This window comes from Streptomyces sp. NPDC093221 (genome assembly GCF_044753885.1).
In the GTDB taxonomy this organism is placed as follows: domain Bacteria; phylum Actinomycetota; class Actinomycetes; order Streptomycetales; family Streptomycetaceae; genus Actinacidiphila.
Genome location: NZ_JBIVOA010000009.1, coordinates 240,233 through 264,768, shown reverse-complemented (window position 1 = coordinate 264,768; position 24,536 = coordinate 240,233). Strand labels below are relative to the sequence as shown.

Below are 24,536 nucleotides of genomic sequence, written 5' to 3'. Positions count from 1 at the left end.
GCTCGCGCTCCGCCGGGACGCCGACGGGCCCGCCCGGCGCCGGTCGCTGCGCACGGCGACCGACTTCGCCGTGCCGACGAGGGCCCCCGCTCCCTCGTCGCCGTTATCGGTCCGGCCGTGGGGTCAGGCTGTCGCGGAGGGCTCGGGGGCGTCCTGGGGGAGGGTGACGGCCAGGGCCGCGAGGACGCCGCCGTCGACCGGGATGTCCGTGCCGGTGACGAATCCGGCGCGGGTGCCGGCCAGGAAGGCGATCACCTCGGCGACCTCGCGGGGCTGGGCTATGCGCCCTATCGGGTGGCTGCGGCCCCACTCCCCGAGCAGTCGCCGCACCCCTTCGTCGCTGCCGTCGCTGAACCGTGCCGCCGAGTGGCGCAGCATCGGGGTGTCGACGGAGCCGGGGCAGACCGCGTTGACCCGTACTCCGAAGGGGGCCTCGTCCACGGCCATCGAACGGACCAGCGCGTTCAGCGCGCCCTTCGCCGCCGCGTAGGCGGCCACGTTGGACTGCGCGGCGCGCGACTGCACGGACGAGACCACGACGACGGAGCCGCCGGAGGCGCTGCGCCGCAGGTGGGGCAGGGCGGCGCGGGCGGTCAGGAACACTCCCTTGACGTTGACGGCGAACACCTCGTCCCAGGTCTTCTCGTCGGTCTCGGCGACCGTCCCGTAGCGCTGGATGCCCGCGGACGTCACCAGCACGTCGAGACCGCCGTACTCGCTCACGGTCCGCGCCACCGCCTCGGCGACCGCGTCGGGGTCCGAGACGTCCACGACGACGGGCAGCGCCCGGCCGCCCGCCTCCGCGATGGCCGCGGCCGTCTTCTCCGTGTCGTCGGCGTCCACACCGCAGACGGCGACAGCGGCGCCCGACGCGGCCAGCAGTTCCGCGGCGGCGCGGCCGATACCGCTCGATCCGCCCGTGACCAGCGCGACGCGACCGGCGTGTTCCTCACTCATACGTTCCCTCTCCAGTCCCACGGTGTTCGCCAACCGGAGCGCCTGCGCGGCCGGATGACCGAAAACTGTTGCCGTCCGAGCTTGCCGCCGACGGCATGCCCTTGTCGTCAGCCCAGCGGCATAGTGCAGAAATTGGCGCCGACGCGGAAGTTGCGGTCGGCCGCCGGGTCGAAGTCCGCGCGACCGAAGGACCCGCACTCCAGGAGCGCGGCCAGGTGGTCCTCGGCGTCGTCCCGCGGGTGGTAGCCGATGGCCTCCCCTTCCGCGAGGGACCACCACCGGCGGGTGTTGCGGGAGATGCCCCACAGCATCCGGAATCCGGCGGGCTCCGCGCGCAGACACGCCTCCACCAGCCGGGCCGCGTCGTCCGGCGACAGCCAGGCGGCCAGGTCCTCAGGAGCGAGCGGGCGCGGCCGGAAGGCGCCGATCCGCAGACAGGTGACGTCGATGCCGAAGCGGCTCCGGTAGAGCGCGCCGAGCGCCTCCACCGCGGCCTTCCCCGCGCCGTAGAACGTGTCGGGGCGCGGTGCGATGTCCGCGGGCAGCTCAGCGGCGGGGGCCCCTGCGGCAGCGCCCTCCTCCCGTACGGGTACGGCGTCGTCCCGCGTACGGAATCCCGCCGCGTGGATGCTGGAGGCGAGCACCACCCGCGGCACGCCCTGGCGGCGCACGGCCTCCAGTACCCGTTGCGTGCCGTCGATGTTGATCTCCCGGATGCGCTCCCAGGGCGCTTCCCCGGCCAGTCCCCCGAGGTGGAGCACGGCGTCGACACCCTGGCAGGCGGCGTCGATCGCGTCCGGGTCGGTGAACGAGGCGCGTACGGTCTCCACGGCCTCGCCCGACGCCGGCGGCTCGATCTCGGCGATGTCCAGGAGCCGGAGCGTGCGTCCCGGCCGCGCCATGCGCGGGCGCAGCGCCCGGCCGACGCGGCCCGCGGCCCCGGTGATCAGGATGCGCTGCGCCGTCACCATGTCCGCTCCAACGGGTCCATATCGTGCGGGAGTTGGGCGGGCGGGCGCTGTTCGTCGTAGGGCCGCGGGGTCGCGCAGGCGGGGGCGTACGGCGGCTGGTTGTAGGCGTGGTGACGGCGGAAGGCGACGTCGACCGGCGGATTCCAGTGCCGCCAGCTGCCGGGGTCGGTGTCGACGGGGGGCGACATGGGGCCGGTACCGTTTCCGTTCTCGGCGGCCACGGCGTACTCCAGGACGGGCGCCTGCCCCGGCCTCCCGCCGCCGCGAGCACCGTCCGACCCGCGCGGATCGCCGGTCGCCGGTACGACACCGGGCACGCGGTCGACGTACGCGAAGGCCGTGCCCGCGAAGACCTCGCGGAAGCCGGCCTCGCCCTTGCGCCGCCGGTACAGCCGGTACCGTCCGGCGCCCAGCACCTCGCCCCAACTGACGCTCACCGCGCCGTCGTTGAGCCTGACCTTCAGGCCGTCCGGCGGCTCCGGCACCCGGCCGGACGCATAGACCGGGTAGTCGGCGCCGGAAGGGCCCTGCCGGTCGGTGTTCCGCGCGGCGACCCTGACGTGGTACTTCACGCCGTCGGACAGTCCGCTCAGGAGTCCGGGGCTGTCGGCGGCGGCGACGGCCGGTGCCCAGGTCAGACCGCCGTCCGTGCTGAGTTCGAGCAGGTAGGAGTCGGCCGCGGCGACGGCGGTGAAGTGCACGACGGCGCCGCCGGGGACGGTCTCGGTACGGATCACCCGCGGCGGCGCCGGTTCCGGGCGGCGCGCGGTCAACTCCCATGCGTGGCGGCCCCGTGGGAGCGCCAGCCGCACGGTGTCGTGCGTCCGGCCGAGCGGGCGCAGCGGTGCGCCGTCCACGGAGAAGTCCGCCGCGGCGTCGAGCCCGGCGGGCAGGCGCAGGGTGATCCCGGTGTCCGTCTGCGCGTCGTACGTGCCGCGCAGCTCCGTGGGGTGGAGGTAGCCGAGGCTGATGCCCAGGTCACGGTCGTCGGTGGTCAGCAGGACGTCCGCCGTGCCGATGGCGCTGCCGTGAAAGAGCGTCAGTTCGCGGCGTCCGCTGTCGAAGAGCCGGATCGTGCCCGCCGTTCCCGTGAACCGCAGCCCGTCCTCGGCGAATTCGACGGCGGCCGGTTCGCAGGGCCTCGCGGACTGGTGCCGGAAGACGAGGTCGAGGCTGTGCGGGGTGCGGATCCTGGCGCCCCAGGGCGTGTCGGCGGCCGGGTCGACCACGAGGTCGTCGCGGTGGCTGACGACCGCGAGCGTGTTGCCGTTTGCCCCGTCGGCGCGGCCTTCGAGGCGTACGCCGTGCGTGACGTCGGTGGCGAAGGCGCCTCCGAGCGCGCCGGCCTCCCGCACCACGCCGCCCCGGCCCGCCGCGCCGCCTTCTCCCACCGTGCCGTCCTCGCGCACCCCGCGCACGAGGTGGATGAACGGCATCCGCTCGGGCAGGTGGGGGTAGCTGTTGGCGTCGTGCCCGGTGGCCTCGGTGAGCACCGACCAGGTCCACACCATGCGCTGGTTGGGCGCGAAGGAGTCGTAGGTGACCAGGTAGTCGGTGCCGACGAGCAGCACGCTGCGGCCGAGGTACAGGTCGCCGACCGGGCCGTCGGGATCGGGGACGATCTCCGCGTACTGCGCGCCGCCGAGGTCGTACATCGGCCGGTCGAGGGTGTGGCAGCCGATACCGCGGAAGGCGCCGTCCTTCCAGACCGCACAGGAGGTCGCGAAGGTCGCGTCGGGCACGCGGCGGTCCCCGGCGTCCTCGGGACCGTGACCGCTGTAGGAGGCGCCCGCCGCGTAGTAGTAGAGGTGGCCGCTCCCGTTGTCGTCGGCGATGCCCCAGCGGTAGTTGGGGCCGCGGTCCACCTGCTGGAGGAAGACCGCGACCTCGCCCGGCCGGTCGACGTCGGCGCGCAGGGTGATCCCGTATCCGGTGTATTTGGCGCTGCGCAGGCGGGGGTTGGTGCCGGGGTTGCCCTCGGTGCGCACGGTGACGCGCCAGGGGTCGGGTGCGTCGTGCGGGCTGTCCAGGCGTCGGGCGGCGGGGTCGCTGCCCCACAGCAGGTGTTCGGCGACCAGGGGCCGGTAGCGGTGCAGGGTCTCGCCGAGCAGCCGCATCTCGATGGGAGGGCGGCGCGGCCAGTAGGCGTGCGCTCCCTGCGCGGGGTGCAGCCGACGCAGCTCGCCGGTGCCGGTGACGTCGACCGGCGCGGTCAGCGCGTTGACCAACCAGTCGCCGAGGGCACCGAGTTCGGGGGTGACGGCCCGGTTGCGGCCGTCGGCCTCCCGCGCCAGGTGGTTGCCCTGGCCGAGGGGCCGCAGATACGCCCACACGTACGTGGCCAGGCTCTCGGTCCACCGGCCGGGCCGTGCGCGGCGGGAGGGCAGCGCCGGGCGGGTGTGGAACACACCGGTCAGCTCGGCGAACCGCTCGAACTGGTCCAGCCACTCCCCCGCCGCCTCGTGCTCGGGGAAGAGCCAGGCCAGGCAGGCCAGCGCCGCCTTGCCGTCGGCCATGAAGTTCGGGTGCCCGCCCGCCATCCGCAGCAGCGGACCGATCTCCTCGCCCGCCGAGACGTATCCGGTCAGCAGGAGCAGGGCGTCCACGCGTTCGCGCTCGGCGCCGTCGAGCTGTCCGGCGAACCGGTCGTAGCCGTCCAGCAGCCGGTCGTAGAGCGGGCGTTGGCCGATGTTGAGGTAGCCCGCGACGTCGTTGACCCCGTGGGCGATCAGCCGGGGTCCCTCGGGGCCGGTCAGCAGGGCGTCGGCGAATTCCCGCGCGCTGGCGAACTCCCCTTCCCCGCACAGCGGTTCCGGCCGCTTGCCGGTATAGGTGAGCGTCCAGTCCTTCACCCGGTCGAGGCTGAGCGTGCCCTGCCAGTGCTGGAGATGGCGTACGTACGTGGACTGGTAGGCCGTCGACCGCTGCGCGCGCAGCACCTCCAGGTCGCGCTCGTGGTCGTAGAAGGCGATACCGGTGCTGCGGGTGCCGGTGCGCAGCGGCCAGGTCCAGCGCAGGACGCCGTCGTGGCGGAAGTGGACGCGGAGGGTGTCCGCCGACGCCCACGAGGAGTACGTACGGTCGTCCCACCGGGCGTGGTCGCGGACGAACACGCCCATGGCGTCGCGCTGTTCCGCGTCCCAGAAGGCGGCGTGCGGCCGGATGTCCCACGCGAAGCTCGGGGCGTAGGGGCCGACGGTGAAGGCCATGTCGGTCTCGGGGTGCTCCCTGCCGCCCGGCCCGGAGAAGGACGGGTCCTCGCCGCAGTCGCCGACGACGACGGGCTCGTCGATGCCGAGCCAGTGGTACAGCTCGGGCGAACCGGGGTCGGCGTGGTCGGCGGCGGACTGCGAGAACGGCCAGGCGGAGGAGAACCGGTGGGTGGGCGTGCAGCCCTCCCAGTGCAGTTCCCAGGCCATGGCCGTCGTCGTCGCAGTAGTGGTGGTCGCCGTTTCGTCCAACGACACCATCTCCTCGGACAGTTCGAGGAAGTCGCAGTCCCGCAGCACCCGGACGGTGGCGGTGTAGCGCGCGCCGCCGGTGAAGACGTACGTGAGGACGTGGGTCGCGAACAGCGGTCCCGCCTCGGTCAGTTGCACGTCGAGGTGGTCCAGCCGCCCGTCGCCGCAGCGCAGTACGGACCTGCCGACCCAGCCGTGCCCGCGGTCGAGCTGCCGGACCGGCCCTGGTATGGCCCCGGCGGCGAACCGGCCGGCGGACGGCAGCCGGACCCGCAGGGCTCCGCCGTCGACCACGATGCCGTCGCCGTCCTCGATGACCTCGACCGGCCCCGTGCCCCGTGCCGGCGGCAGCGTCTCGTCCGCCCGCAGGGTGAACTCATGGCGGGCGCCGGGCGCGAGGTCGGCGAAGAAGCAGACGGTGGCCGACGTCAGGAACGCGTCGTCGCCCTCCGAGTCCGTGGTCGTCTCGGCGAGTTGGAAGGGCACCGGCGCGCCGGACGCGTCGAGCAGCCGCAGTCGCCCGGCGCGTATCGAGGGCGCCGCCCACCGCACCGGGTAGTGCAGCAGGGTCCGGGGCCAGGCGAAGTCGGGGTGGACGAGGGGGTCACTGAGCGCGAACCTCACCTCGTCGCCGTCCGCCGGCCAGTGCGTGACGGCGGCCGTCACGATCCCCCTCCCACTTCGGCGCCTCCGGCGCCCGACGAGCCGGGCGCGACACCCTGCGTGCCGAACGCCGCGCCGCCCGCGACGCCTTCGACGAGGTAGCGCTGGAGCAGGATGAACAGCAGCATGATGGGCGCCGCGACGATGAAGGTGCCCGCGGCGATCAGCGGCCAGTTCTGCGAGTACTCGCCGAAGAACGAGTACAGCCCCCGGGTGACCGGCCACAGCGCGGAGTCCGACAGCATCACCAGCGGCAGGATCAGGTTGTTCCAGGCGTGCACGAAGCCGAAGATCGCGAACGTGGCCAGGGCCGGTTTCATCTGCGGAATGATGATGGTGAAGATGAACCGGATGTAGCCGCAGCCGTCGAGCGCCGCCGCCTCGTCGATCTCGCGCGGGATGCCCTTGATGTAGCCGACGAAGAAGAAGAACCCGGCGCCGGACAGGCTGGTCAGGATCAGGTAGCCGGCCATGCTGTTGTACAGGCCCAGCGTCCTGGCCTCGATGAACAGCGGGATCAGGCCGCCGGGCAGGAAGCCGGAGAAGATGAAGAAGGTGTACAGCCCGTTGGAGTATTTGAAGTAGCCGCGGGAGATGGGGAAGGCCAGGAAGACGCCGAGGATCAGCGTGACGACGTCGGGGATGACCGCGTAGACAAGGCTGTTGATCATCTGCCGTCCGAAGTGCCCCTGGTTCCAGGCCGCCGAGAAGCTCTCGGTGGTCCACGGATGCGGCATCCCGGTGGGGTTCTGGAGGAATCCGGTGTACGTCTTGAACGCCTGGAGCAGGACGTAGACCAGCGGCAGGGCGAACAGACCGGCCGCGATGGCGAAGCACAGCAGGTTCAGCCCCGCCGCCTTGGTCGTCCTGGCGGACATCAGCCGCTGGAGCCGGGTGGGGGCCGCGGGGGTCCTCGGCGCTGACGACGGCGACGCGCCGGCCGCCCGGGCGGTCGTCACAGCGAGACCTCCCGCCTGCGCAGGCCGTACAGCAGGACGCCGCCGATCGCGACGGTCAGCACGAACTGGATCATCGCCAGCATCGAGCCGTAGCCGAGTTGGCTGTCACTGCCGAACGCGGACTGGAACATGTACAACCCCAGGGTCTTGGTGCCGAAGTTGCCCGCGGTGAGCACCATGATCAGCGCGTACTCGCCCAGCGTGGCCATGGCGGTGAGGAAGACGTTCACGGTGGTGGCCGGGGCCAGCAGCGGCCACGTCACATGCCGGAAGACCCGGAACCGCCCCGCGCCGTCCATCGCCGCGGCCTCGTACACCGAGCGCGGGATGTTCCGCAGTCCCGCGATGTAGATGAGCATCGAGTAGCCGGAGAACATCCAGACGTTCACCATCATCACCAGCCACAGCGCCAGTGAACTCGACCCGAGGAAGGCGGAGTCGACGCCGAACAGGCCGTGCACGACCTTCTCCACCGGCCCCGAGTACGGGTCGAGCATGAGGGAGAAGACCGCGCCGACCACGGTGACGGAGAAGATCTGCGGCATGAAGATCAGCGCGCGGTAGAAGGTCAGGGAGCGGCCCGGCCGGTTGAGCAGCAGGGCCAGTCCCAGCCCGATCGCGTTCTGGAGCACGGTCACGCCGATGACATAGATCAGCGTGACCCGTACGGCGCTCCACAGTTGGGTGGACAGCGACGTGAACGCCGCGTCGTAGTTGCACAGTCCGCAGAAGTTGAGCGGCGTGCCCGGGAGCCCGGAGTACCTGGTGAAGGAGTATCCGATGGTGGCCAGGGACGGGTAGAGCCCGAACAGCAGCCAGCCCGCTCCCGGAATCGCGATGCTGGCCCAGGGAATGAACCGCCGCGTCCGTTGGGTTCCGAAGGGACAGCGTGCCACGCCGCGCCTCCTTTCTCATGGTGCCTGGGAGGCGGTGGTCAGTTGCCGACCGACTTGCGGTACGCGCTCGCCGAGCGGCTGAGGATCGTGTCGGCGCTGTCGCCGCCGATCGGCGTCATCTTGGAGAAGTCGGGACCGCCCGCGTCCACGGGCGCGCCCGCGGGCACCCACGGGTTGCTGAGCTGCTGGAAGGCGTCGTCCATGTGGGCGTTCTGCCAGTCCATCCACGGCAGTCCGGTGTTCTTCAGCGCGGGCTGGGTGGAGATGGAGCCGGTCTTGGTCAGCCACTCCTTGTAGTTCTCCGGGTCGGAGAACATCGTCAGCCACTCCATGGCCAGGTCCTTGTGCTTGGCGGTCGTCGGGACCATCCAGGTCAGGTCGGGCTTGAGCATGAGGCGGTTGGCCGCCGGGGTGTCGGTGCCGGGCATGGTGAAGAACCCGAGGTTGAGCGTCGGGTTGGCCTTCTGGATGAGCGCGCCGTCCCACGAACCGTCCAGCAGGAACGGGTAGTCGTCGGACTTCGCGGCCCAGACGCCGGGCGCGGTGAGCTGGGCGACACCGGCCGCGTTGGGCTCGATGTACTTCATGACCTTCTCGTAGCGGCCTGCCGCGTCCTTGTAGACCTGGTCGGTCCAGGACTGCGTGCCTTTCCAGAACGCGTCGGCCCGCTCGCTCGACACCTTGACGGAGTCCGAGGCCGGGCGGCCCTGCATGAGGGTCTGGTTCACCGAGCCCTGCCACACCCCGCCCTGCATGTTGTCCTTCGCGGCCACGAAGATCGGGGTCTTGCCCGCCTTCTTCAGCGTCTCGCAGTCGTCGAGGAACTCCTGGAAGGTGGTGGGCACGCCCATGTGGTACTTGTCGAGAAGGTCCTTCTTGTACCAGATCGACCCGGCGGCGGCGTACTGCGCGGCCATGACGCCGTAGACCTTCCCGTTCCGCCCGACCGCGGCGGCCTGGGCCGTCGCGTCGTAGTTCTTCATGAACGGCTGCGCCGACAGGTCGGTCATCTGCCCGGCGTCGATCAGCGCGGCGGCGCCCGCGGGCTTGAGGCTGGTGTAGCTGGGCGCGAAGCCCGCCTGGGTGGGCGCGGAAAGGGCCAGTACGTCAACGGACTTGGACTGGAGCAGGCTGTTCCAGAGCTGCTGCCAGGCGCCGTTGTTGTTCGGCGCCTGCTGGAGCTTGACCTTCACGCCCGGATGGGCCTTCTCGAACTTGGCGTTGAGGTCCTGCGTGAACTCGATCGCGCCCGGGTTGGTCCACTCGGCGACGGTCAGGGTGGTCGTGGCGCCGCCGCCGCCGGACGAGGAGGAGCCGCAGCCGGTGAGCGCGGCCGACACGCAGGCGGTCGCCGCCAGCAGCGTGACGAAGGTACGGGGTCGCATGAGGGTGGGGCTCCTTCGTTTCGAGTTCGGTTCGAGTGCGGTGCGGGGGTCGGTTCGAGTGCGGGGCCGGTTCGAGTGCGGTGCGGGGTCGGTGCCGGGCGGGCGGGCGCGCGTCAGGGGCGCTGGAGCGCGCCGTCGGCCCGCCGCGGCGGCTTCCACGCCTGGCCGGGCTCCGCCGCGCCCTTGGGCGGGTACTTCAGCGCCAGCCGCTCGTCGAGGTCGACGCCGAGACCGGGCGCGTCGCTCGGCCACAGGTGGCCGTCGCGGATCTCGGGGCAGCCGGGGAAGACCTCCCGCGCGGCCGGGCCGAACAGATGCTGTTCCTGGATGCCGAAGTTGGGGGCGGCCAGGTCGAGGGCGAGGTTGGCGGCGTGCCCGACCGGCGAGACGTCGCCGGGACCGTGCCAGGCGGTGCGCACGCCGAACATCTCGCAGGCGGCGGCGAGCCGCCACGCCGGGGTGATGCCGCCGATCGCCGACACGTGGACCCGGATGAAGTCGCACAGCCGCTCCATGACGACCGGGCGGTACTCGGCCGGGTTGGTGAACAGCTCGCCGATCGCGATCGGGGTCACCGAGCGTCCGCGCAGGACGCGCAGCCACTCGATGTCCTCGGGCGCGACCGGGTCCTCCAGATAGAACAGGTCGTACGGTTCCAGATCCGCCGCGATCCGTACGGCGTCGGTGGGGTGCACCCGCTCGTGCACGTCGTGGATCAGCTCGACCTCGGAGCCCGCGTGCTCCCGCAGGTGCTCGAAGAGGCCGCGCACCGTGCGCCGATAGGCCGCCGGGTCCCAGGCGTTGGGGGTCAGCGCCTTGGCGGCGCCGGCCGTGGCCGCGGCGGCCGGCGCCCCGTAGGTGCCCGCGCCGGGCACGGCGACCTGGCAGCGGACGTGCCCGTACCCCTCGGCCATCAGGGCCAGCACCTCGTCGGTGACTTCCGCCGCGTCCCGTCCCGCGGCGTGCGCGTACACCGGGACCGCGGTGCGGCAGCGCCCGCCGAGGAGCTGCCACACCGGAAGTCCCGCCTGCTTGCCCTTGATGTCCCACAGGGCCATGTCCACGCCGGACAGCGCGTTGTTGAGCACGGGCCCCGACCGCCAGTAGCCGCTGACGTGCAAGGTCGACGCGATGTCCGTGATGTCCGCCGGGTCGCGGCCGATGAGCTGCGGCGCCAGATACTCGTCGACCGCCGTGGCGACCGCCTTCGCCCGCTGCGTGAAGGTCGCGCAGCCGAGTCCGTACAGGCCGGGCTCGCTGGTGTCGACCCGCACCACGACGAGCGTGGTGCCCGCGGGAGCGGTCAGGATCGTCCTGACCCCGGTGATACGGACGCCGGACGGCTGCGCCCACGGCGGCTCTGCGGGCACGGACTCCTTGACGGGTCCGGCGGAATCGGCGGCGTGGTCGGTCACGGGAGGGTGCTCCTGGTTCTGTGCGAAGAGGCGTTACGGGGTGCGCGGGATGGTCAACTGCCGATGCCCCAGCGGGTGTCCACGCGACCGCCGGTGAACTGGGCGCCGGTGCCCCAGAACGGCGCGAAGTTGTAGCAGCCGGACGTGGGCGGCTCCGCGGCGGTCGTCCAGTACGTGGCGCCGTGACCGCCGGTTCCCGCGTCCGTCACCTGGAAGGCGAAGGACATCGGGGTGACGGCGCCGGGCTGCGCGCTCTTCACCGCGGCGGCCACCTCGGGGAGTTGGCTCCAGGCGAGCGCGACCTCGTACCTGGTCACCTTGTTGACGTCGTCCCGCGACACCAGCACCCGGCCCTCGGTGCCGCTGTCCGCCTTCGCGTCCATCGGGCCCAGCGGCGTCGGGAGCGTCGCGTTGGTCGGGTAGTACGTCTGGTAGTTGGTGCCGGGCGCGAGCTGCCGGTGCAGTTCGGGTACGCCTCCGGTGGCGAGCGTGACGACGTACAGGTGGGAGAGCGACCGCAGGCACTTCTCGTAGTGCGCGTCCCCGACCAGCAGATCCTCGGTCTTGTGCGCGACCGCGTCGAAGCCGAGCTGGATGCTGTCCGCCTTGAACGGGAAGAGGTACTCGTTCGCCGCGAAGGGCACGTTGGAGAGCTGGACGTCGTCCTCGATCAGCGCCCTGAAGTACAGGAAGCCGTCGTCCCAGGCGGCCTGGAGGCTGTACGTCTTGGTGTCACCGGCCGCGCCGGTGCTGGTCATCGTCACCGGGACGACGTCGTTCCACTGGCTGGAGCTTCCGCCGACGGTGATCTGACGGAACGGCAGATACGCGAGCTGCACCTTCCGCGTCCCGGTCTGGTGCACCTGGGCCGAGCCGCGCGGCACCGTGATGTCGTAGCCGATCTCGTACTCGTTCGCGGAGTTAGCCGTGAACGACGTCACGGGGAAGGTCAGCGTCTTCGACTGGCCGGGCTTGAGGCTGATCCACGGCGAGACCGACAGCGACACCTGCCAGCCGGACGGCGGGGTGATCACGACCTTCGCGTTCTGCGTCTGCGGCGAGACGTTCTCCACCAGGACGTCGATGGTGCTGCTCGCGCCCAGCGGCCTGGTGAAGGACGGGACCTCGACCTTCAGCGGGGTGTCGTAGTCGAAGGCGGCACCCGTGGTCAGCACCGACTTCAGCGCCTCAGGACTCAGATCGCTGTCGAAGTACAGGACTTCCCACGGCTTGACCTGGAGCGTGACGGACGACGAGGCCCCGTCGGCGAGCCGGCGGCCGAGGTAGTCGTAGACCCGCACGCCCTGCGCGCCGTTGAGGGTGACGGTGCCGTTGTACCCGGCGCTCTGGTCCTCCATCGTGCCGTCGTAGAGCTGGTCGGCGTAGACGGCGGCCCGGCCCTTGCCGTCGGCGCCGCGGAACAGGAAGCCCCACGTCGACTTGGCGTTCGGGTACAACTCCTCTTCCAGCGTGGCGTCTTCGAGCAGGCTCGTCATGGTCGCGTAGGCGACGACGGCGGGCTTGGGGGACTTCGTGGCGATGTCGTAGATGTTGAACTCGACGCCGGAGTAGGTCTTGTCGTAGGACAGCGAGAACCAGAAGATCCGGATCGGCGAGTCCTCCTCGGCGCCCGCGAGCATGTGCAGCAGGTACGTCGGCGCCACCGTGCGGGCCACGCCGTACCCGGCCTGTCCGGCCGGCAGATGGGTGAAGTTGGCGTCGGCGTTGCCCAGTTCGGTCTGCCACTGCCCGGCGCGGCCCTGGGTGCGCGACCAGAGGCGGTCCATCTTGACCTGCGTCTTGGTCATCGCGTACTGCGTGGCGTCGGGGTAGCCGTAGGCGTGGTTCACCGAGCCGTCGATGTAGCCGGTGTCCTTGGAGCCCCGCGCGTACACGATGTCGCGGTTGTACGTGACCGAGCCGCCGCCGATCAGATTCACGTCGGGGAACTCGGGCTTCACCCGGTCCCAGATCAGCTTGCACATGTCGCGGTAGTCCTGGGCGTCACCGGTCATCCACGCCCAGCCGTGCACCCACGGCTCGTTCCACACCTCCCAGTTGGGGACCAGGTCCTGGAGCGGCGCGATGCAGTGGTAGACCATCTCGGCGTGCGCGACCAGGTCCTTGGGCCGGTTCTGGTAGGTCTTCACCGGCTTGCCGTCCGGGCCGGGCTGCACATTCCACGACATGTTGTAGTTGATGCCGGCGAGGGCCTCGATGCCGTGGGCGTGCCAGTCGGCGATCTCGGCCCGCGCCGCGTCGATCTGCGGCTGCTGCCAGAAGACGCCGGGGGACGGGCAGACGGTGTCCGGCTGCACGGCGTCGATGCCCCGGCACCACTTGACGCCGATGCGCTGGGCGATCTGCCGGGTGATGGCGGGAGTCGACTCCGAGCGGATGCCCAGCCCGAACGCCGAGTTCGGCCTGCGGCCCGCCACGGTCGGCCGGATCACGCCCAACCCGAGCGTCTGCGACAGCAGTTGGGCACCGGAGGCGTTGGTGACGGTGGCCGTGACGGCGTAGTGGTCGGGATCGTACGAGCCCAGCGGGATCGTGGTGGTGGTCTGCGTACCGGCCGGGGCGGTGAACGCGGTGGTGCCGCTGTTCAGCGGCGCCCCGGCGCGGGCGGCGATCGACCAGGTGACCGAACCGCTCAGCGGCGTCGTGGGGTTGAAGACCACGAGCAGGTCGGGGGCGGCCTTCGCCGTACCGGTCACCGGGTAGAGGCCGGTCGGGTCGGAGAATCCGAAGGCGACCACGGGCAGCGCGGCGGCTGCCGCCGTGCCCTCGGGCGCCGCGGCGCGGGCGCTCGGCGCAAGGCCCCAGTCCATGGCGCTCGCGGCGGCGGCGCCCGCGACGGCGGCTGCTCCGTAGCCCACGACCTTGCGCCGGGAGACCTCCGCGGGGGTGGCCGTCGCCGAGGTCGGCGTCGCCGGGGTGGTGCGGTCGGATCTGACGTGGCTGTCTGTCACGGTCGGTCCTCTCCAGGGTTCAGCGCGGGGATTGTTCGGGTGCCACCGGCCGGATGACGCACAGGCCGGAGGGCGGGACGGCGATCGGGGTGAGTCCGGGGCCGAGCGTGCGCGGGCCCGAGGCGGCGGGTCTGCCGCAGGCGTCGAAGACGTCCAGCCGGACGCGGACGCCGGGCCCTGCGACGCCAGGAGCGTCGATGTCCCGGCCCGACCCGCCTGCCACGCCCGCCATGCCTGCCACGCCTGCCATGCCTGCCACGCCCGGCCGCTCGACGCCGGGGTCCTCGATGTCCAGGACCACGCGCGGCCCGGCGGTGGAGTTCACCAGGGCGACCTCGGTGAACTCCGCCAACTGGAGCGGGACGAGGTGGTGTTCGGCGTAGCAGGCGATGACGGCGCGCCGGCCCAGGGCGGCCGTCACCGTCTGGTGGAGCTGGTCGGGGCGTCCGGCGCGGATCTCGCCCCGGCCGAGGACATCGGCGTACGTCCGCCGGACGCCGAGCCAGAAGGCGGTCATCGCGCGGTGCTCCGCGCTCTGTCCGGCCAGCGCGACGGAGATCTGCGGTGCCGAGAACAGCGCGGAGTGCAGCTGTCGGGCCGCCGCTTCCGCCGGGGCGGCCGGGTCCCACATCAGCATGTCCGAGTGGACCGCCGCCGATCCGGCGAGCACGCCGGTGTCCAGCGTGCGGACCCGGTTCGCGGTGGCGTCCGCCGGGCAGTCGGCCGCCCGGAACATGTTGCCGAAGCGCCGCATGCCGGGGCCGGTGTAGGGCTGTCGCAGCTCGATCAGCAGCTCGTCGCCGCGCAGTTCACGCAGCCGCTCGCGCAGTTCGGTGAGCAACAGCCGTATGCCCAGGCCCACATCGGCGACGTCCGCGACGGCGAGATCGGCGGGCGCCTCCGCGGTGACGCCTCGGCAGGTGTCCTTACCGGTGCCGGTGCCGGTGCCGGTGCCGGTGCCAGTGCCTCCGCCGGTGTCAGGTCCGGCGGCGGTGGCGACACCGGTACCGGCGTCTGTGGAGGCACCACGGCCCGCACCGGTGCCGTCATCGCGGCCGGTCCTGACGTTCTCGTCTGCGGCGCTCTCTTCGGCAGTCGGCCGGTCGGCCCCATGGACCTCGACCTTGTGGACTTCGACCGCGTGGACTTCGACCGCGTGGACCTCGGCCGCGTGGTCCCCGCCCGCGAGTTCCTCAGCCGCGTACTCCTCCGCCGCGTACGCCATCGCGAAGTCCAGGAAGTCGATCTTGAGCCCGTCCAGGCCGTAGCGCCGGACGAGGTCGACGCAGGAGTCGACGGCGAAGCGCCGGGCGGCCGGGCGGCGCGGGTCGAGGACCCGGCAGCCGAGCCGCGTCACCTCGTGCGGCGCGACCCGCGCCAACTCCTCGTACGCCGGGGTGCGTTCGCCGACCAGCAGGGGTGCGATCCAGGCCACGTACCGCAGGTCCAGGCCCTGCACGGTCCTCACATGCGCGGCGAAGTCGGGGAATTTGGCCGGGTCCGGGGTCCACGCGCCGCTGCCGGAGTAGCCGGGACCGTCCGCGTGGAGCTGCCAGCCGTCGTCCAACAGCAGCACCCCGCAGCCCATTTCGGCGGCGAGCACGGCTTCGGCCTCGACGCCCGCCGCGGTCAGCTCGCGGTGCATCGAGTACCAGGTCGAGTACGCGGGGGCGCGGGCCGCGTCGGGTACGGGCAGCGGCGCGGCGTCCGGGAGACCGCCGGTCACCTCCCGTACGGCCTCGGCCCACGGGCGGCCCGGGGCCTGGACGCGAATCCGACAGGTCTCCCCCGCCGCGAGGTCCATCGAGAGCCACACGCCGAAGCGGGCCGACTCCTCGCCGACACCGAATCTGACCCGCGTGGTGGCCGCGATCCGGTCGGACGCGAAGGCCAGCAGCGCGCGGCCCGCCGTGTCGTACAGGCAGCCCAGCGGCGCGGAGTCGACCAGGCCGACGGTGCGCCAGGGGTTGGCCCAGTCCGCCACCAGGTGCCGGTCCCAGCCCGCCCCCGGATGCCAGTAACCCGCTGCGTCGCCGAGCGGAACGGCCAGCCGCAGTACGGCCGTTGTGGCCGCGTCGGCGCGCAGTTCGAGCACGTCGGCGTCCGCGGGACGCCCGGCGCCCCCGTCCGCACCGGCCACGTGACCGCCCGTGGGCTCGACGCTCAGCCGCGCGCCGTCCGTCAGCAGGCTGACCGAGGCGCCCTGCACACGCAGGGCGTCGCGTGCGGCCCACATCTGCGCCGGACTGGCGAAGTCGGCCATCACCGCTCCTTTCCGAGGTCGGGGAAACATGTCTGACCAGCTGAGACAACGTTGCCTGACGAGACAAGCGGCGTCCCCCAGGGGGTTGGAGGGGATCACGACGCCCGCGCCACGGCTCCGGCCGTGCGCGCTCACCGACAGGCGGCGCCTTCGTGCCTGGTCAGCTACGTCCTGACGGCTGTCGACAGATCAACCACGCATACCGGAAGGAGCACCGGGACAGGAGGTCCGACCCGGCCGCCCTCCGCAGGCGGTCGTGCTGAACCCTAGCCACCTGAGACAACGTTGCCTAGAGTTTTCGCGCGAGTGACAGAGAAATCCCGCACGGAGATCCGGAGAGCGACCGCGTCACAAGCCGTTTACCCGCACGCGCCGGACATCTCCGTCCCCGGCGGGGCCGGGGTCGGGGTCGGCGAGGGTCCCGTCGTGGACCACCGCGTCGGCGAACTGGACTGGGTGGACATCCCGTTGGGCGCACTGTGGCGCGCCGCCCTCGGCGGCCGGGGAACGGCGCACGGGGCGGCCCGTATCGGCATGAGTCTCGGCGCGGTAGCGGTACGGGACCGCGCCGGTTGCGTGGCGAGTGGGGACGTTCGCGGGGGTGAGTGCGGGGTGGGCGTGGGGGGCGGGGCCTGAACAGGACCGACTGCGGCCCGGTTCAGTCCCGCGCGGGACTCGGCGGGGCCCCCGCGCCGGTCACCGTCCGGCGCCCGGCCGCGCCGCGCCGTGCTCGACGAGGGTGGTGGGGATGACCACCGTCTGGGGCCGCGACTTGTCCCCCGCGATCCGCCTGAAGAGCAGTTCCGCGCCGATCCGGCCGATGGCGCGGGCGTCGTAGGACACCACGGTCAGCGGGTGGGCCATCAGCGCGGCGGTCTCGAAGTCGTCGAAGCCCACCACTTCGACGGCGCTGCCCGCGCTGCCCGCGCCGCCCGCGCTGCCCGCGCTGCCCGCGCCGCCCGCGCCGCCCGCGCCGCCCGCGCCGCCGAGCCGGTTCAGCGCGCCGAGCACGCCGAGCGTGAGCCGGTTGTTCAGCGCGAACAGCGCGGTCGGCGGCTGCGGCCCGGTGAGCATCCGCTCGACGGCGGCCTCGGTGTCGCGCACGGTGTGCAGGCCGTATCTGATCAGGTCGGGGCGGTACGGCAGCCCGGCCCGCTCCAGCGCGGTCTCGGCGGCCGACAGCCGCTCGACCATGGGGTGGATGCTCAGCCAGTCCGAGACCACGCCGATCCGCTCGTGGCCGCGGGCCGTCAAGTGCTCGATCGCGGACCGCGCGCCCGCCGCGTTGTCGATGAGCACGGTGTCCGCGCGCAGGTTGGTGGGCGGCCGGTCGAGGAACACCGCGGGGGTGCCCATGTCGATCTCCGCGCGCAGGTAGACGTGGTCGGCGGTGCTGCCGGCCGGTACGACCAGCAGCCCGTCGACGCGTCGCTCGCACATCTGCAACAGCAGTCGGCGTTCCCGCTCGGCGTCCTCCTCGGAACTGGCGGTGATCAGCAGGGTGTCGTTCTCCAGGGCGCACTGCGCCGCGGCGGCGGCGATGCCCGCGTAGAACGGGTTGGCCAGGTCCTCGATGAGCAGGCCGACCGTGGCCGAGGTGGACTGCGTGCGCAGGTCCCTGGCCATGCTGTTGCGGCGGAAGCCGAGCCGCACCACGGCGGCCCTGACCCGCTCGGCCATCTCCGGATCGACGGTGGACACGCCGTTGACCACACGCGAGACCGTTTTGAGACTGACGTCGGCCTCCCGGGCGACGTCGGTCATCGTCGGCCGCCGCGGGGCCGCGCTCGGGCTCGGTGTACTCACGTGCTGCTCCCCTCGGCGACGCGGCGCCGAGGGGAGGGCCAACGTTGTCTCACGCTCGGATCATACCGCCGCCGGGGTCGCCGAAATCACCCTACGCCATCGGCTGCCGCCTCCCCTTCCGTCAGACCGAACCCGAGGGTGAAGCGGCCCGGTACGGCGGCCAGATGGTGCCGGGGCTGCAACGCGTGTCCGCAGGAGGCGCTGCCGAGGCCGTGGTGTTCGAGGTCGACATTGAGGTGGATACGGCCGTCGGGCCTGAGGTCGGCGGTGTGCCTGGCCGCCGCCAGGGCCGCGGTGGACCAGGGCCGCGCGGTCAGGTCGAACCAGGGGCTGCCGGTGATCTCCAGGCCGGGCCCCGCGGAGTCGCCTTCGGGACCGGTGAGGCGGGCCCAGCGCACATGGCGCCGGTTGCCGTTCTCCTGCGGGTACACGTACGGCGTCTGCGCCTCGGCGACCGTGGTCGCGTACCGCCCGACGCGGACGGCCTCCTCGCTGTCCCGGTAGGACTCGCCGGGACCGAGGCCGAACCAGCTCAGCCGGTCGAGCGCCGCCGGGAGGGTTAGCGCGACGCCGAGCCGGGGCAGCGGTACCTCCCAGGTGCCGCCGGGCCGGGTGTCGACGGTGAGCACGAGCCGGTCTCCGGGCCCGGTGGTCCAGTGGTAGTCCGCCAGCATCGCGAGGTCCAGGCCCGCCGGGGCGATCCTGGTCCTCACCGTGAGGCTCGCCCCGCCCGCCGAGATCTCCAGCACCTTGTGCCGGAGCCGGTGCAGGCCGCTGCGGTGCCAGGCGGCCAGGAGCGGCGACCGGCCGTCGTTGTCGATCGGGGCCCGCCACAGGTCGACGCGGGGGCCTTCGAGTGCCAGGTCACCGAGGCGGAGCAGCCGTCCGTCGGCCGCGTCGAACTGTCCGGCGCCGAGGCTGATCGTTCCGCGGCGGCGCGCCCGAGGGGTGGTCGTGGTGGAAGCCGCGCCCGCGGGTGCCGCCGTCAGCGTGGTCGTGGTGGAAGCCGCGCCCGCGGGTCCCGCCGTCAGCGTGGTCGCGCCGTGTCCGTCCGAGGCGAACTGGGACCAGGCGACGGTGTGCCCGGCTCCGGCCCACGACTCGTCCGCGCCGAGCTGCGCGCTGAGGGTCACCCAGCGCTCCCCCGGTCCCGCCGCGGCGAGCGCCTTGGCCAGGCTGTCGGGCCAGTCCGCGCGGCGGGTGTCGCCGGGGCCGGTCACCGGGACCTCCCACGCGCCCTCCCCGGCCTGCTCGCCGTCGACTTCGAGCAGCCAGACCCAGCGCAGGTAGCCGGTGTCCCGCGTGTGGTGCAGATTGCGGATCTCGACTCCGCCGCCGTCGCGGCGGGCGGTGATCCTGACCGGCTCGATGACCTTCGCGTACTCCAGGAGTCCGGGAGAGGGGGTGCGGTCGGGGAAGACCAGGCCGTCGGCGACGAAGTTGCCGTCGTGGACGGGCTCGCCGAAGTCGCCTCCGTAGGCGTAGAAGAGCGTGCCCTCCTCGTCGCGCTGGGCGACGCCGTGGTCGATCCACTCCCAGACGAAGCCGCCCGCCAGCCGGGGGCTGCTCTCGAACAGCTCCTGGTACTGGCGCAGTCCGCCGGGGCCGTTGCCCATCGCGTGGGCGTACTCGCACAGCAGGAACGGCATCGCGCGCCTGCGGGCGTCGTTGGCCGGGTCGCCGGTGAGCGGTTCCTGGCGCGCGGCGACCGCCGCCACGAACGCGTAGTCGGGGTACATCACCGAGTACACGTCGGTGTAGGCGCAGTCGTCCCAGTCGCCCTCGTAGTGGATCAGCCGGTCGGGGTCGCGGTCGCGGATCCACTCGGCCATGGCCGCGAGATTCGCGCCGACGCCGGACTCGTTGCCGAGCGACCACATCACGACGCTGGGGTGGTTCTTGTCGCGCTCGACCATCCGCTCGGCCCGGTCGAGCAGCGCGGGGCGCCACTCGGGCTCGTCTGAGGGGTTGCGGCGCCAGCCGTTCTCCGAGAAGCCGTGGGTCTCCAGGTCGCACTCGTCGACCACCCACAGGCCGTGTTCGTCGCAGAGGTCGAGGAAGACGGCGGCGGGCGGATAGTGGCTGGTCCGCACGGCGTTGATGTTGTGCCGCTTCATCAGCAGCACGTCGGCGAGCATCGTCTCGCGGGTCAGCGCGCGGCCCCTGACCGGGTCCCATTCGTGCCGGTTGACGCCGCGGAAGACGAGCGGCCTGCCGTTGGCGGTGACGACGCCGTCCTCGACCACGACCCGGCGGAAGCCGATACGCAGCGGGACGCGTTCGGTGGCCGTGACGAGTTCGCCCGCGTAGAGCCGGGGCTGTTCGTCGCTCCAGGGGGTGACGCCCGGCGCGGTGTGCGGACCGGCGGGATCGGCGTCGGTGATGCCGAGTTCGGGAACGCTCAGGCGCGCGTCGCCCGCGCCGTCGACGTCGACCCGCAGGGTGCCGGTGCCGGAGTGGTGGTCGTAGTCGGCGTGCACGAAGAAGTCGGCGATGCCGCCGGCCGGCCGGACCAGCAGCCGTACGGGGCGGAAGACACCCGACAGCCACCACATGTCCTGGTCTTCCAAGTAGCTGGCGGACGACCACTGGTGGACCCGTACGGCCAGCACGTTGCGGCCGGTCCGCAGGGTGTCGGTGACGTCGAATTCGGTGGGCAGCCGGCTGCCCTTGCCGTCGCCGAGCGGCCGGCCGTTGAGCCAGACCGCGAAGGCGGAGTCGACGCCCTCGAAGCGGAGCACCGCGGTGCCGCCGTCGGCGAAGCCCTCCGCGACGTCGAACTCCCTGCGGTACTCGCCTGTCGGGTTCTCGTCGGGCACGCGCGGCGGGTCGACGGGGATCGGGAAGGTGACGTTGGTGTACGCGGGTGTGCCGAAGCGGCCGGGTCCGGGGACGCCGTCCATCTGCCAGGACGAGGGCACGGGGACGGTCGTCCACTCGGCGGCGTCGAACTCCGGGGCCTCGAAGCCCACGGTCACGTCGTGGAGACCGTCGCCGAGCCGGAAGCTCCAGTCGCCGTTCAGGTCGAGGGCGGGTGCGTCGGAGTCGAACGACGCGCGGGGCCGCAGCCGGCCGTTGCCGGGTGATACGTCCTCGACGTAGGCGCAGGCGTCCGGGCTTTCGCTCCGGTTCTGGGCGGGGTCCATCGGTGCGACCGGTCCTTTCCGGGGGTCTGGGGCGTACCCATAAGGGGTGTACGAGTCGGGGCTGACGCGTCAGGCGGCGGGATCGCGCGGGGCGGGGCCGATGTACGGCGGACTTGCGCGAAGCGGGGCTGACGCGGGGCGGGATCGCGCGGGGCGGCGGGTGCTCAACCGGCCGCGCGCGGCGGCGCTGTGGAAGCGCGGACCTTGAGCGTGCTGGGCATGACGTTCTCGCGCTGGGCCGGCGGGCGGCCGTCCAGCAGGTCGAGCAGGATCTGTGCGGCGCGCCGGCCCACGTCGACGCTGTGCAGGTTGACGCTGGTCAGCGTCGGGTCGACGAGGTCGGCGGCCTCGGTGTCGTCGAAGCCCGCCACGGACACGTCGGCGGGCAGGGCGTGTCCGTGCTCGCGCAGCCAGCGCAGCGCGCCCAGGGCCATGCCGTCGTTGAAGGCGAAGATCGCGGTGGGCGGTTCCGGGTGGGCCATGAGCCGTTCGGCCGCCGCGTAGCCGGAAGCGGCGGTGAAGTCGCCGTGCTCCATGAGGTCGTCGGGGACAGTGCGGTGCGCGTCGGCCAGGGCGCGGTGCAGCCCGCGCAGCCGGGCGGCCATCGCGAGCCGGTTCTCCCGGGGGCCGTTGACCACGCCGATGCGGCGGTGGCCGAGGGCCAGCAGGTGCTGGGCGACGGCGTAGGCGCCGCCCTCGTCGTCGGGGTGGACGCAGGTGAGGTCTTCGGCGGTGTAGCCGATGACCACGGTGGGATATCCGGCGGACCGCAGGGCGGGCAGCGACTCCCCGCCGGTTCCGGCCTCGACCAGCAGGCCGTCGACCTGGCGGCGCTGGACGAACCGGCGGTAGGCGGAGGCGGGTTCGTCGGCCACCTCGCGGGTGGACAGCAGCAACCCGTAGCCGCGCGAGGTCAGTTCCTGGTCGGCGCCCTGCACCAGGCGGATCAAGTGGTCGTTGGAGAAGGCGAATCCGGGGTTGTGCGGCAGGACGACGCCGATCACCTCGGTACGGCCGCTGGCCAGGGCGCGGGCACCGGCGCTCGGCCGGTAGTCGAGCGTCCGCATGGCGACCAGCACCCGGTCACGTACGGCGTCGGTGACCGTACGGTCGCCGTTGATCACCCGGGAGACCGTCTGGTGGGAGACACCCGCCTCGGCCGCGACGGTACGCAGAGTCGGCCGATCCGACACGGGGCATCCTCGATTCCTCAGTGACCGTTCACATGATGCGTCACTCATTGTAGAACCGATCGCCGCCGAGCGGAAGAGGTACGCGCCATTGACGCCGGGTGCGGCGAGTCCTAGCTTTACCTCCCGTCAAGTGAACGGTCACTCGTGTACCGCCAGACCGGCTCGAAGGTGTCGGCCCCACGACGGAGGTCCCCGAACATGAGCGAGCAGGAACCCGCAGACAATCCCCCCGCACCCCGTCACACCCCGCGCGGTACCGGCGCCGTCTCCCGCCGGCGGATGCTGGCCTACGGCAGGAGCGCCGCGATCGTCGCCGGAGCCGCCGTGGCGCTTCCGGCCGCTGTCACCTCCGCGGCGCGGGCCGCCGCCCCGCCGCCCGCCGCGCCCACCGGCGCGTCAGGACCGCTCGCCGCGCCCCCGGTGGCCACCGCGATCCCGACCAACACCCTGCCGAACGTGGTCACTTCCTGGACCGGGAACACCTTCTCCGGGGCCACCGAGTGGGTGCAGGACTTCGTCTTCAACATCGCCGTCGCCAAGGACGGCACCGTCTACACCGTCAGCTTCTGGGACGAGGGCGGGAACTACGCCGGCATCTACAAGGACGGCCATCTCATCGGGAACTGCCACGGCGCGAACGGCGACGCGGTGGCGGTCAACGACTCGTACGTCTATCTCAGCGTCGGCAACGGCCTGACGCGCTTCGGCCTGAACGGCGCCGCCACCTCGCTGACCTACGCCGTGGGCAGTTCGCCCGCCGCCGCCGCGGCCTCGGCGACGCAGGTGGTCGCCACCGACCGGGCGGCCAACCTCGTCAAGGTCTTCGACGCCGCCAGCGGTGCGCTGCTGCGCAGTTGGAGCGTCAACAAGCCCGGCGCGGTGGCGATCGGCGCCAACGGCGAGATCTGGGTGGTCGCGAATGTCACGCGCGACGCCAACGACGGCCACTTCTGGCACGCCGACCCCGCGCATCCGGCGCAGATCCTGCACTTCTCCAACACCGGCGCGGCGCTGGGCGGAACGATCAGCGGCCCTTCCGCCGACTGGCTGCCCACCTCGCTCGCCGTGGACGTCCACGGCGACCTCCTCGTCGGCGACAACGGCCCGCTGCGCCAAGTCCACACGTACACCGGCCTGTCCGGTACGCCCACCCGGGCCCGCAGCCTCGGCCAGGCGGGCGGCATCGGCGCGGGGACACCGGGCCGGGTCACCGCGGACAAGTTCTTCGGCATCGTCGGCGTCGGCGGCGACTCCGCGGGCAACGTCTATGTCGCGATGTACGAATTCGGCACCTGGCTGCGGAAGTTCACCGCGGCCGGGGCCGTGGTGTGGCAGCTCCAGGGCAGCGCCTTCGTGGACTCCGCCGACTTCGACCCGGCCTCCGACGGCGTCGAGGTCTACACCAAGCAGAATCACTACACCGTCAACTACGCGCGGCAGCCCGGCACCGACGCGACCTGGCGCAGCTACACCCTCGACTCGGTCAACTACCCGCAAGACGCGCGGCTGTTCCTGCCCGGCCATCACCACCACGCCACCTCGCCCTTCCTGAAGCGGCTCAACGGGCAGATGTACATGTACGTGACGGGCATGTACTGCGGTCACCTGCTCATCTACCGCTTCCAGGGCGAGATCGCGAAGCCGTCGGGGGCGATCTTCAAGGCGCACTGGTCGGGAGCCGATCCGGGCGACGACCCCAACTGGCCGCCGAACCAGCCCGCCTCTGGTCAGTGGATCTGGCGCGACCTGAGCGGCAACGGCGCGTTCGAGGCCGGGGAGTTCATCCAGCCGGGCGACGGCAGCAACTCCCCGGGCAACTGCTGGGTCTGGTACGTCGACGACCGGGGCGACATCTGGGAGGGCGGCGACCGCGACCTGCGCCGCTACCCGTTGCAGGGCTTCGACGCGCAGGGCAACCCGGTCTACACGTACGCGAGCCGGGAGACGATCGCGCTGCCCGCGCCGTTCAGCGTCGTCCGCCGTCTGCACTACGACGTGGCCGCCGACGTGATGTACATGGTCGGCTACACCCCTGACCAGGTCTTCGACAACGCCCACTGGAAGGAGTGCGGCAAGGTCCTGGTGCGCTACGACAAGTGGAGCACCGGCAACCGCACCCCGACCTGGACGCTGCTGCTGCCCTGGGACACCGCCGCCAACCCGATCGTGACCATGGTGAGTCTGGCCTTCGCGGGCGACTACATCTTCATCTCCGGTATCGCGACGCGCGGGCAGATCTGGGTGTGGAAGGCCGCCGACGCCAGCCCGGTCGGGACCTGGCAGCCCGGCGCCAACGTCGGCGGCGTGGAACGTACGGGGTGGGTCGACGTGCCGTACGGCATCACCGCGACCCGCAGGTCCAACGGCGACTATCTGGTCCAGGTCGAGGACGACCTGTTCAACAAGGTGCTGCTGTACCGCTGGACGCCGTAGGGACGCGCGGGTGCGC

13 protein-coding genes are annotated in these 24,536 nt (G+C 72.1%); 1 reads left to right on the top strand and 12 read right to left on the bottom strand.

Annotated elements, in window-relative coordinates:
- Window positions 1-123 precede the first annotated feature (123 nt).
- The 12 genes from ACIQCJ_RS29345 to ACIQCJ_RS29290 form a co-directional block, all read right to left on the bottom strand.
- Window positions 124-957: a glucose 1-dehydrogenase gene (locus ACIQCJ_RS29345; protein ID WP_391048294.1), complete on the bottom strand. Its 834-nt coding sequence runs from the start codon at window positions 955-957 to the stop codon at window positions 124-126.
- 107 nt (window positions 958-1,064) lie between these two features.
- A complete protein-coding gene (locus tag ACIQCJ_RS29340) occupies window positions 1,065-1,928 on the bottom strand; it encodes an NAD-dependent epimerase/dehydratase family protein (protein WP_402713042.1) in 864 nt (287 codons plus the stop codon).
- Window positions 1,922-6,055, bottom strand: coding sequence for a hypothetical protein (locus tag ACIQCJ_RS29335; protein WP_402713041.1), 4,134 nt, complete (start codon window positions 6,053-6,055; stop codon window positions 1,922-1,924). Before ACIQCJ_RS29335 ends, ACIQCJ_RS29340 begins: the two co-directional genes overlap by 7 nt.
- Window positions 6,052-7,011: an ABC transporter permease subunit gene (locus ACIQCJ_RS29330; RefSeq protein WP_391161104.1), complete on the bottom strand. Its 960-nt coding sequence runs from the start codon at window positions 7,009-7,011 to the stop codon at window positions 6,052-6,054. The genes ACIQCJ_RS29335 and ACIQCJ_RS29330 overlap by 4 nt, the downstream gene beginning before the upstream one ends.
- Window positions 7,008-7,907: a sugar ABC transporter permease gene (locus ACIQCJ_RS29325; protein ID WP_355333125.1), complete on the bottom strand. Its 900-nt coding sequence runs from the start codon at window positions 7,905-7,907 to the stop codon at window positions 7,008-7,010. Before ACIQCJ_RS29325 ends, ACIQCJ_RS29330 begins: the two co-directional genes overlap by 4 nt.
- A 38-nt stretch (window positions 7,908-7,945) precedes the next feature.
- Window positions 7,946-9,292 (bottom strand): extracellular solute-binding protein, encoded by a 1,347-nt coding sequence (locus ACIQCJ_RS29320; protein WP_355333127.1) that lies wholly within the window; start codon window positions 9,290-9,292, stop codon window positions 7,946-7,948.
- A 113-nt stretch (window positions 9,293-9,405) separates the two neighbouring features.
- Window positions 9,406-10,707: an enolase C-terminal domain-like protein gene (locus ACIQCJ_RS29315; protein ID WP_401306658.1), complete on the bottom strand. Its 1,302-nt coding sequence runs from the start codon at window positions 10,705-10,707 to the stop codon at window positions 9,406-9,408.
- A 53-nt stretch (window positions 10,708-10,760) separates the two neighbouring features.
- On the bottom strand, window positions 10,761-13,679 hold the full coding sequence (locus tag ACIQCJ_RS29310) for a hypothetical protein (protein WP_402713040.1): 2,919 nt from the start codon (window positions 13,677-13,679) through the stop codon (window positions 10,761-10,763).
- 19 nt (window positions 13,680-13,698) lie between these two features.
- On the bottom strand, window positions 13,699-15,942 hold the full coding sequence (locus ACIQCJ_RS29305; protein WP_402713039.1) for an alpha-galactosidase: 2,244 nt from the start codon (window positions 15,940-15,942) through the stop codon (window positions 13,699-13,701).
- Between the two features lie 696 nt (window positions 15,943-16,638).
- Window positions 16,639-17,748 carry a LacI family DNA-binding transcriptional regulator gene (locus ACIQCJ_RS29300; protein WP_402713038.1) on the bottom strand — a complete coding sequence of 370 codons (1,110 nt, stop codon included), beginning with the start codon at window positions 17,746-17,748 and terminating at the stop codon, window positions 16,639-16,641.
- A gap of 86 nt (window positions 17,749-17,834) precedes the next feature.
- Window positions 17,835-20,894, bottom strand: a complete 3,060-nt coding sequence (locus ACIQCJ_RS29295; protein ID WP_402713037.1) for a glycoside hydrolase family 2 TIM barrel-domain containing protein — start codon at window positions 20,892-20,894, stop codon at window positions 17,835-17,837.
- 164 nt (window positions 20,895-21,058) lie between these two features.
- Window positions 21,059-22,087, bottom strand: coding sequence for a substrate-binding domain-containing protein (locus ACIQCJ_RS29290; protein WP_391048314.1), 1,029 nt, complete (start codon window positions 22,085-22,087; stop codon window positions 21,059-21,061).
- 198 nt (window positions 22,088-22,285) lie between these two features.
- Here ACIQCJ_RS29290 and ACIQCJ_RS29285 point away from each other — a divergent pair, with 198 nt between their 5' ends.
- On the top strand, window positions 22,286-24,520 hold the full coding sequence (locus ACIQCJ_RS29285) for a hypothetical protein (protein WP_402713036.1): 2,235 nt from the start codon (window positions 22,286-22,288) through the stop codon (window positions 24,518-24,520).
- The last annotated feature ends 16 nt before the right edge of the window (window positions 24,521-24,536 follow it).

Coding starts and splice junctions, on each gene's coding strand:
- ACIQCJ_RS29285 (WP_402713036.1), top strand. CDS start 22,286: ATGAGCGAGCAGGAACCCGCAGACAATCCCCCCGCACCCCGTCACACC.
- ACIQCJ_RS29340 (WP_402713042.1), bottom strand. CDS start 1,928: ATGGTGACGGCGCAGCGCATCCTGATCACCGGGGCCGCGGGCCGCGTC.
- ACIQCJ_RS29320 (WP_355333127.1), bottom strand. CDS start 9,292: ATGCGACCCCGTACCTTCGTCACGCTGCTGGCGGCGACCGCCTGCGTG.
- ACIQCJ_RS29305 (WP_402713039.1), bottom strand. CDS start 15,942: ATGGCCGACTTCGCCAGTCCGGCGCAGATGTGGGCCGCACGCGACGCC.
- ACIQCJ_RS29295 (WP_402713037.1), bottom strand. CDS start 20,894: ATGGACCCCGCCCAGAACCGGAGCGAAAGCCCGGACGCCTGCGCCTAC.
- ACIQCJ_RS29345 (WP_391048294.1), bottom strand. CDS start 957: ATGAGTGAGGAACACGCCGGTCGCGTCGCGCTGGTCACGGGCGGATCG.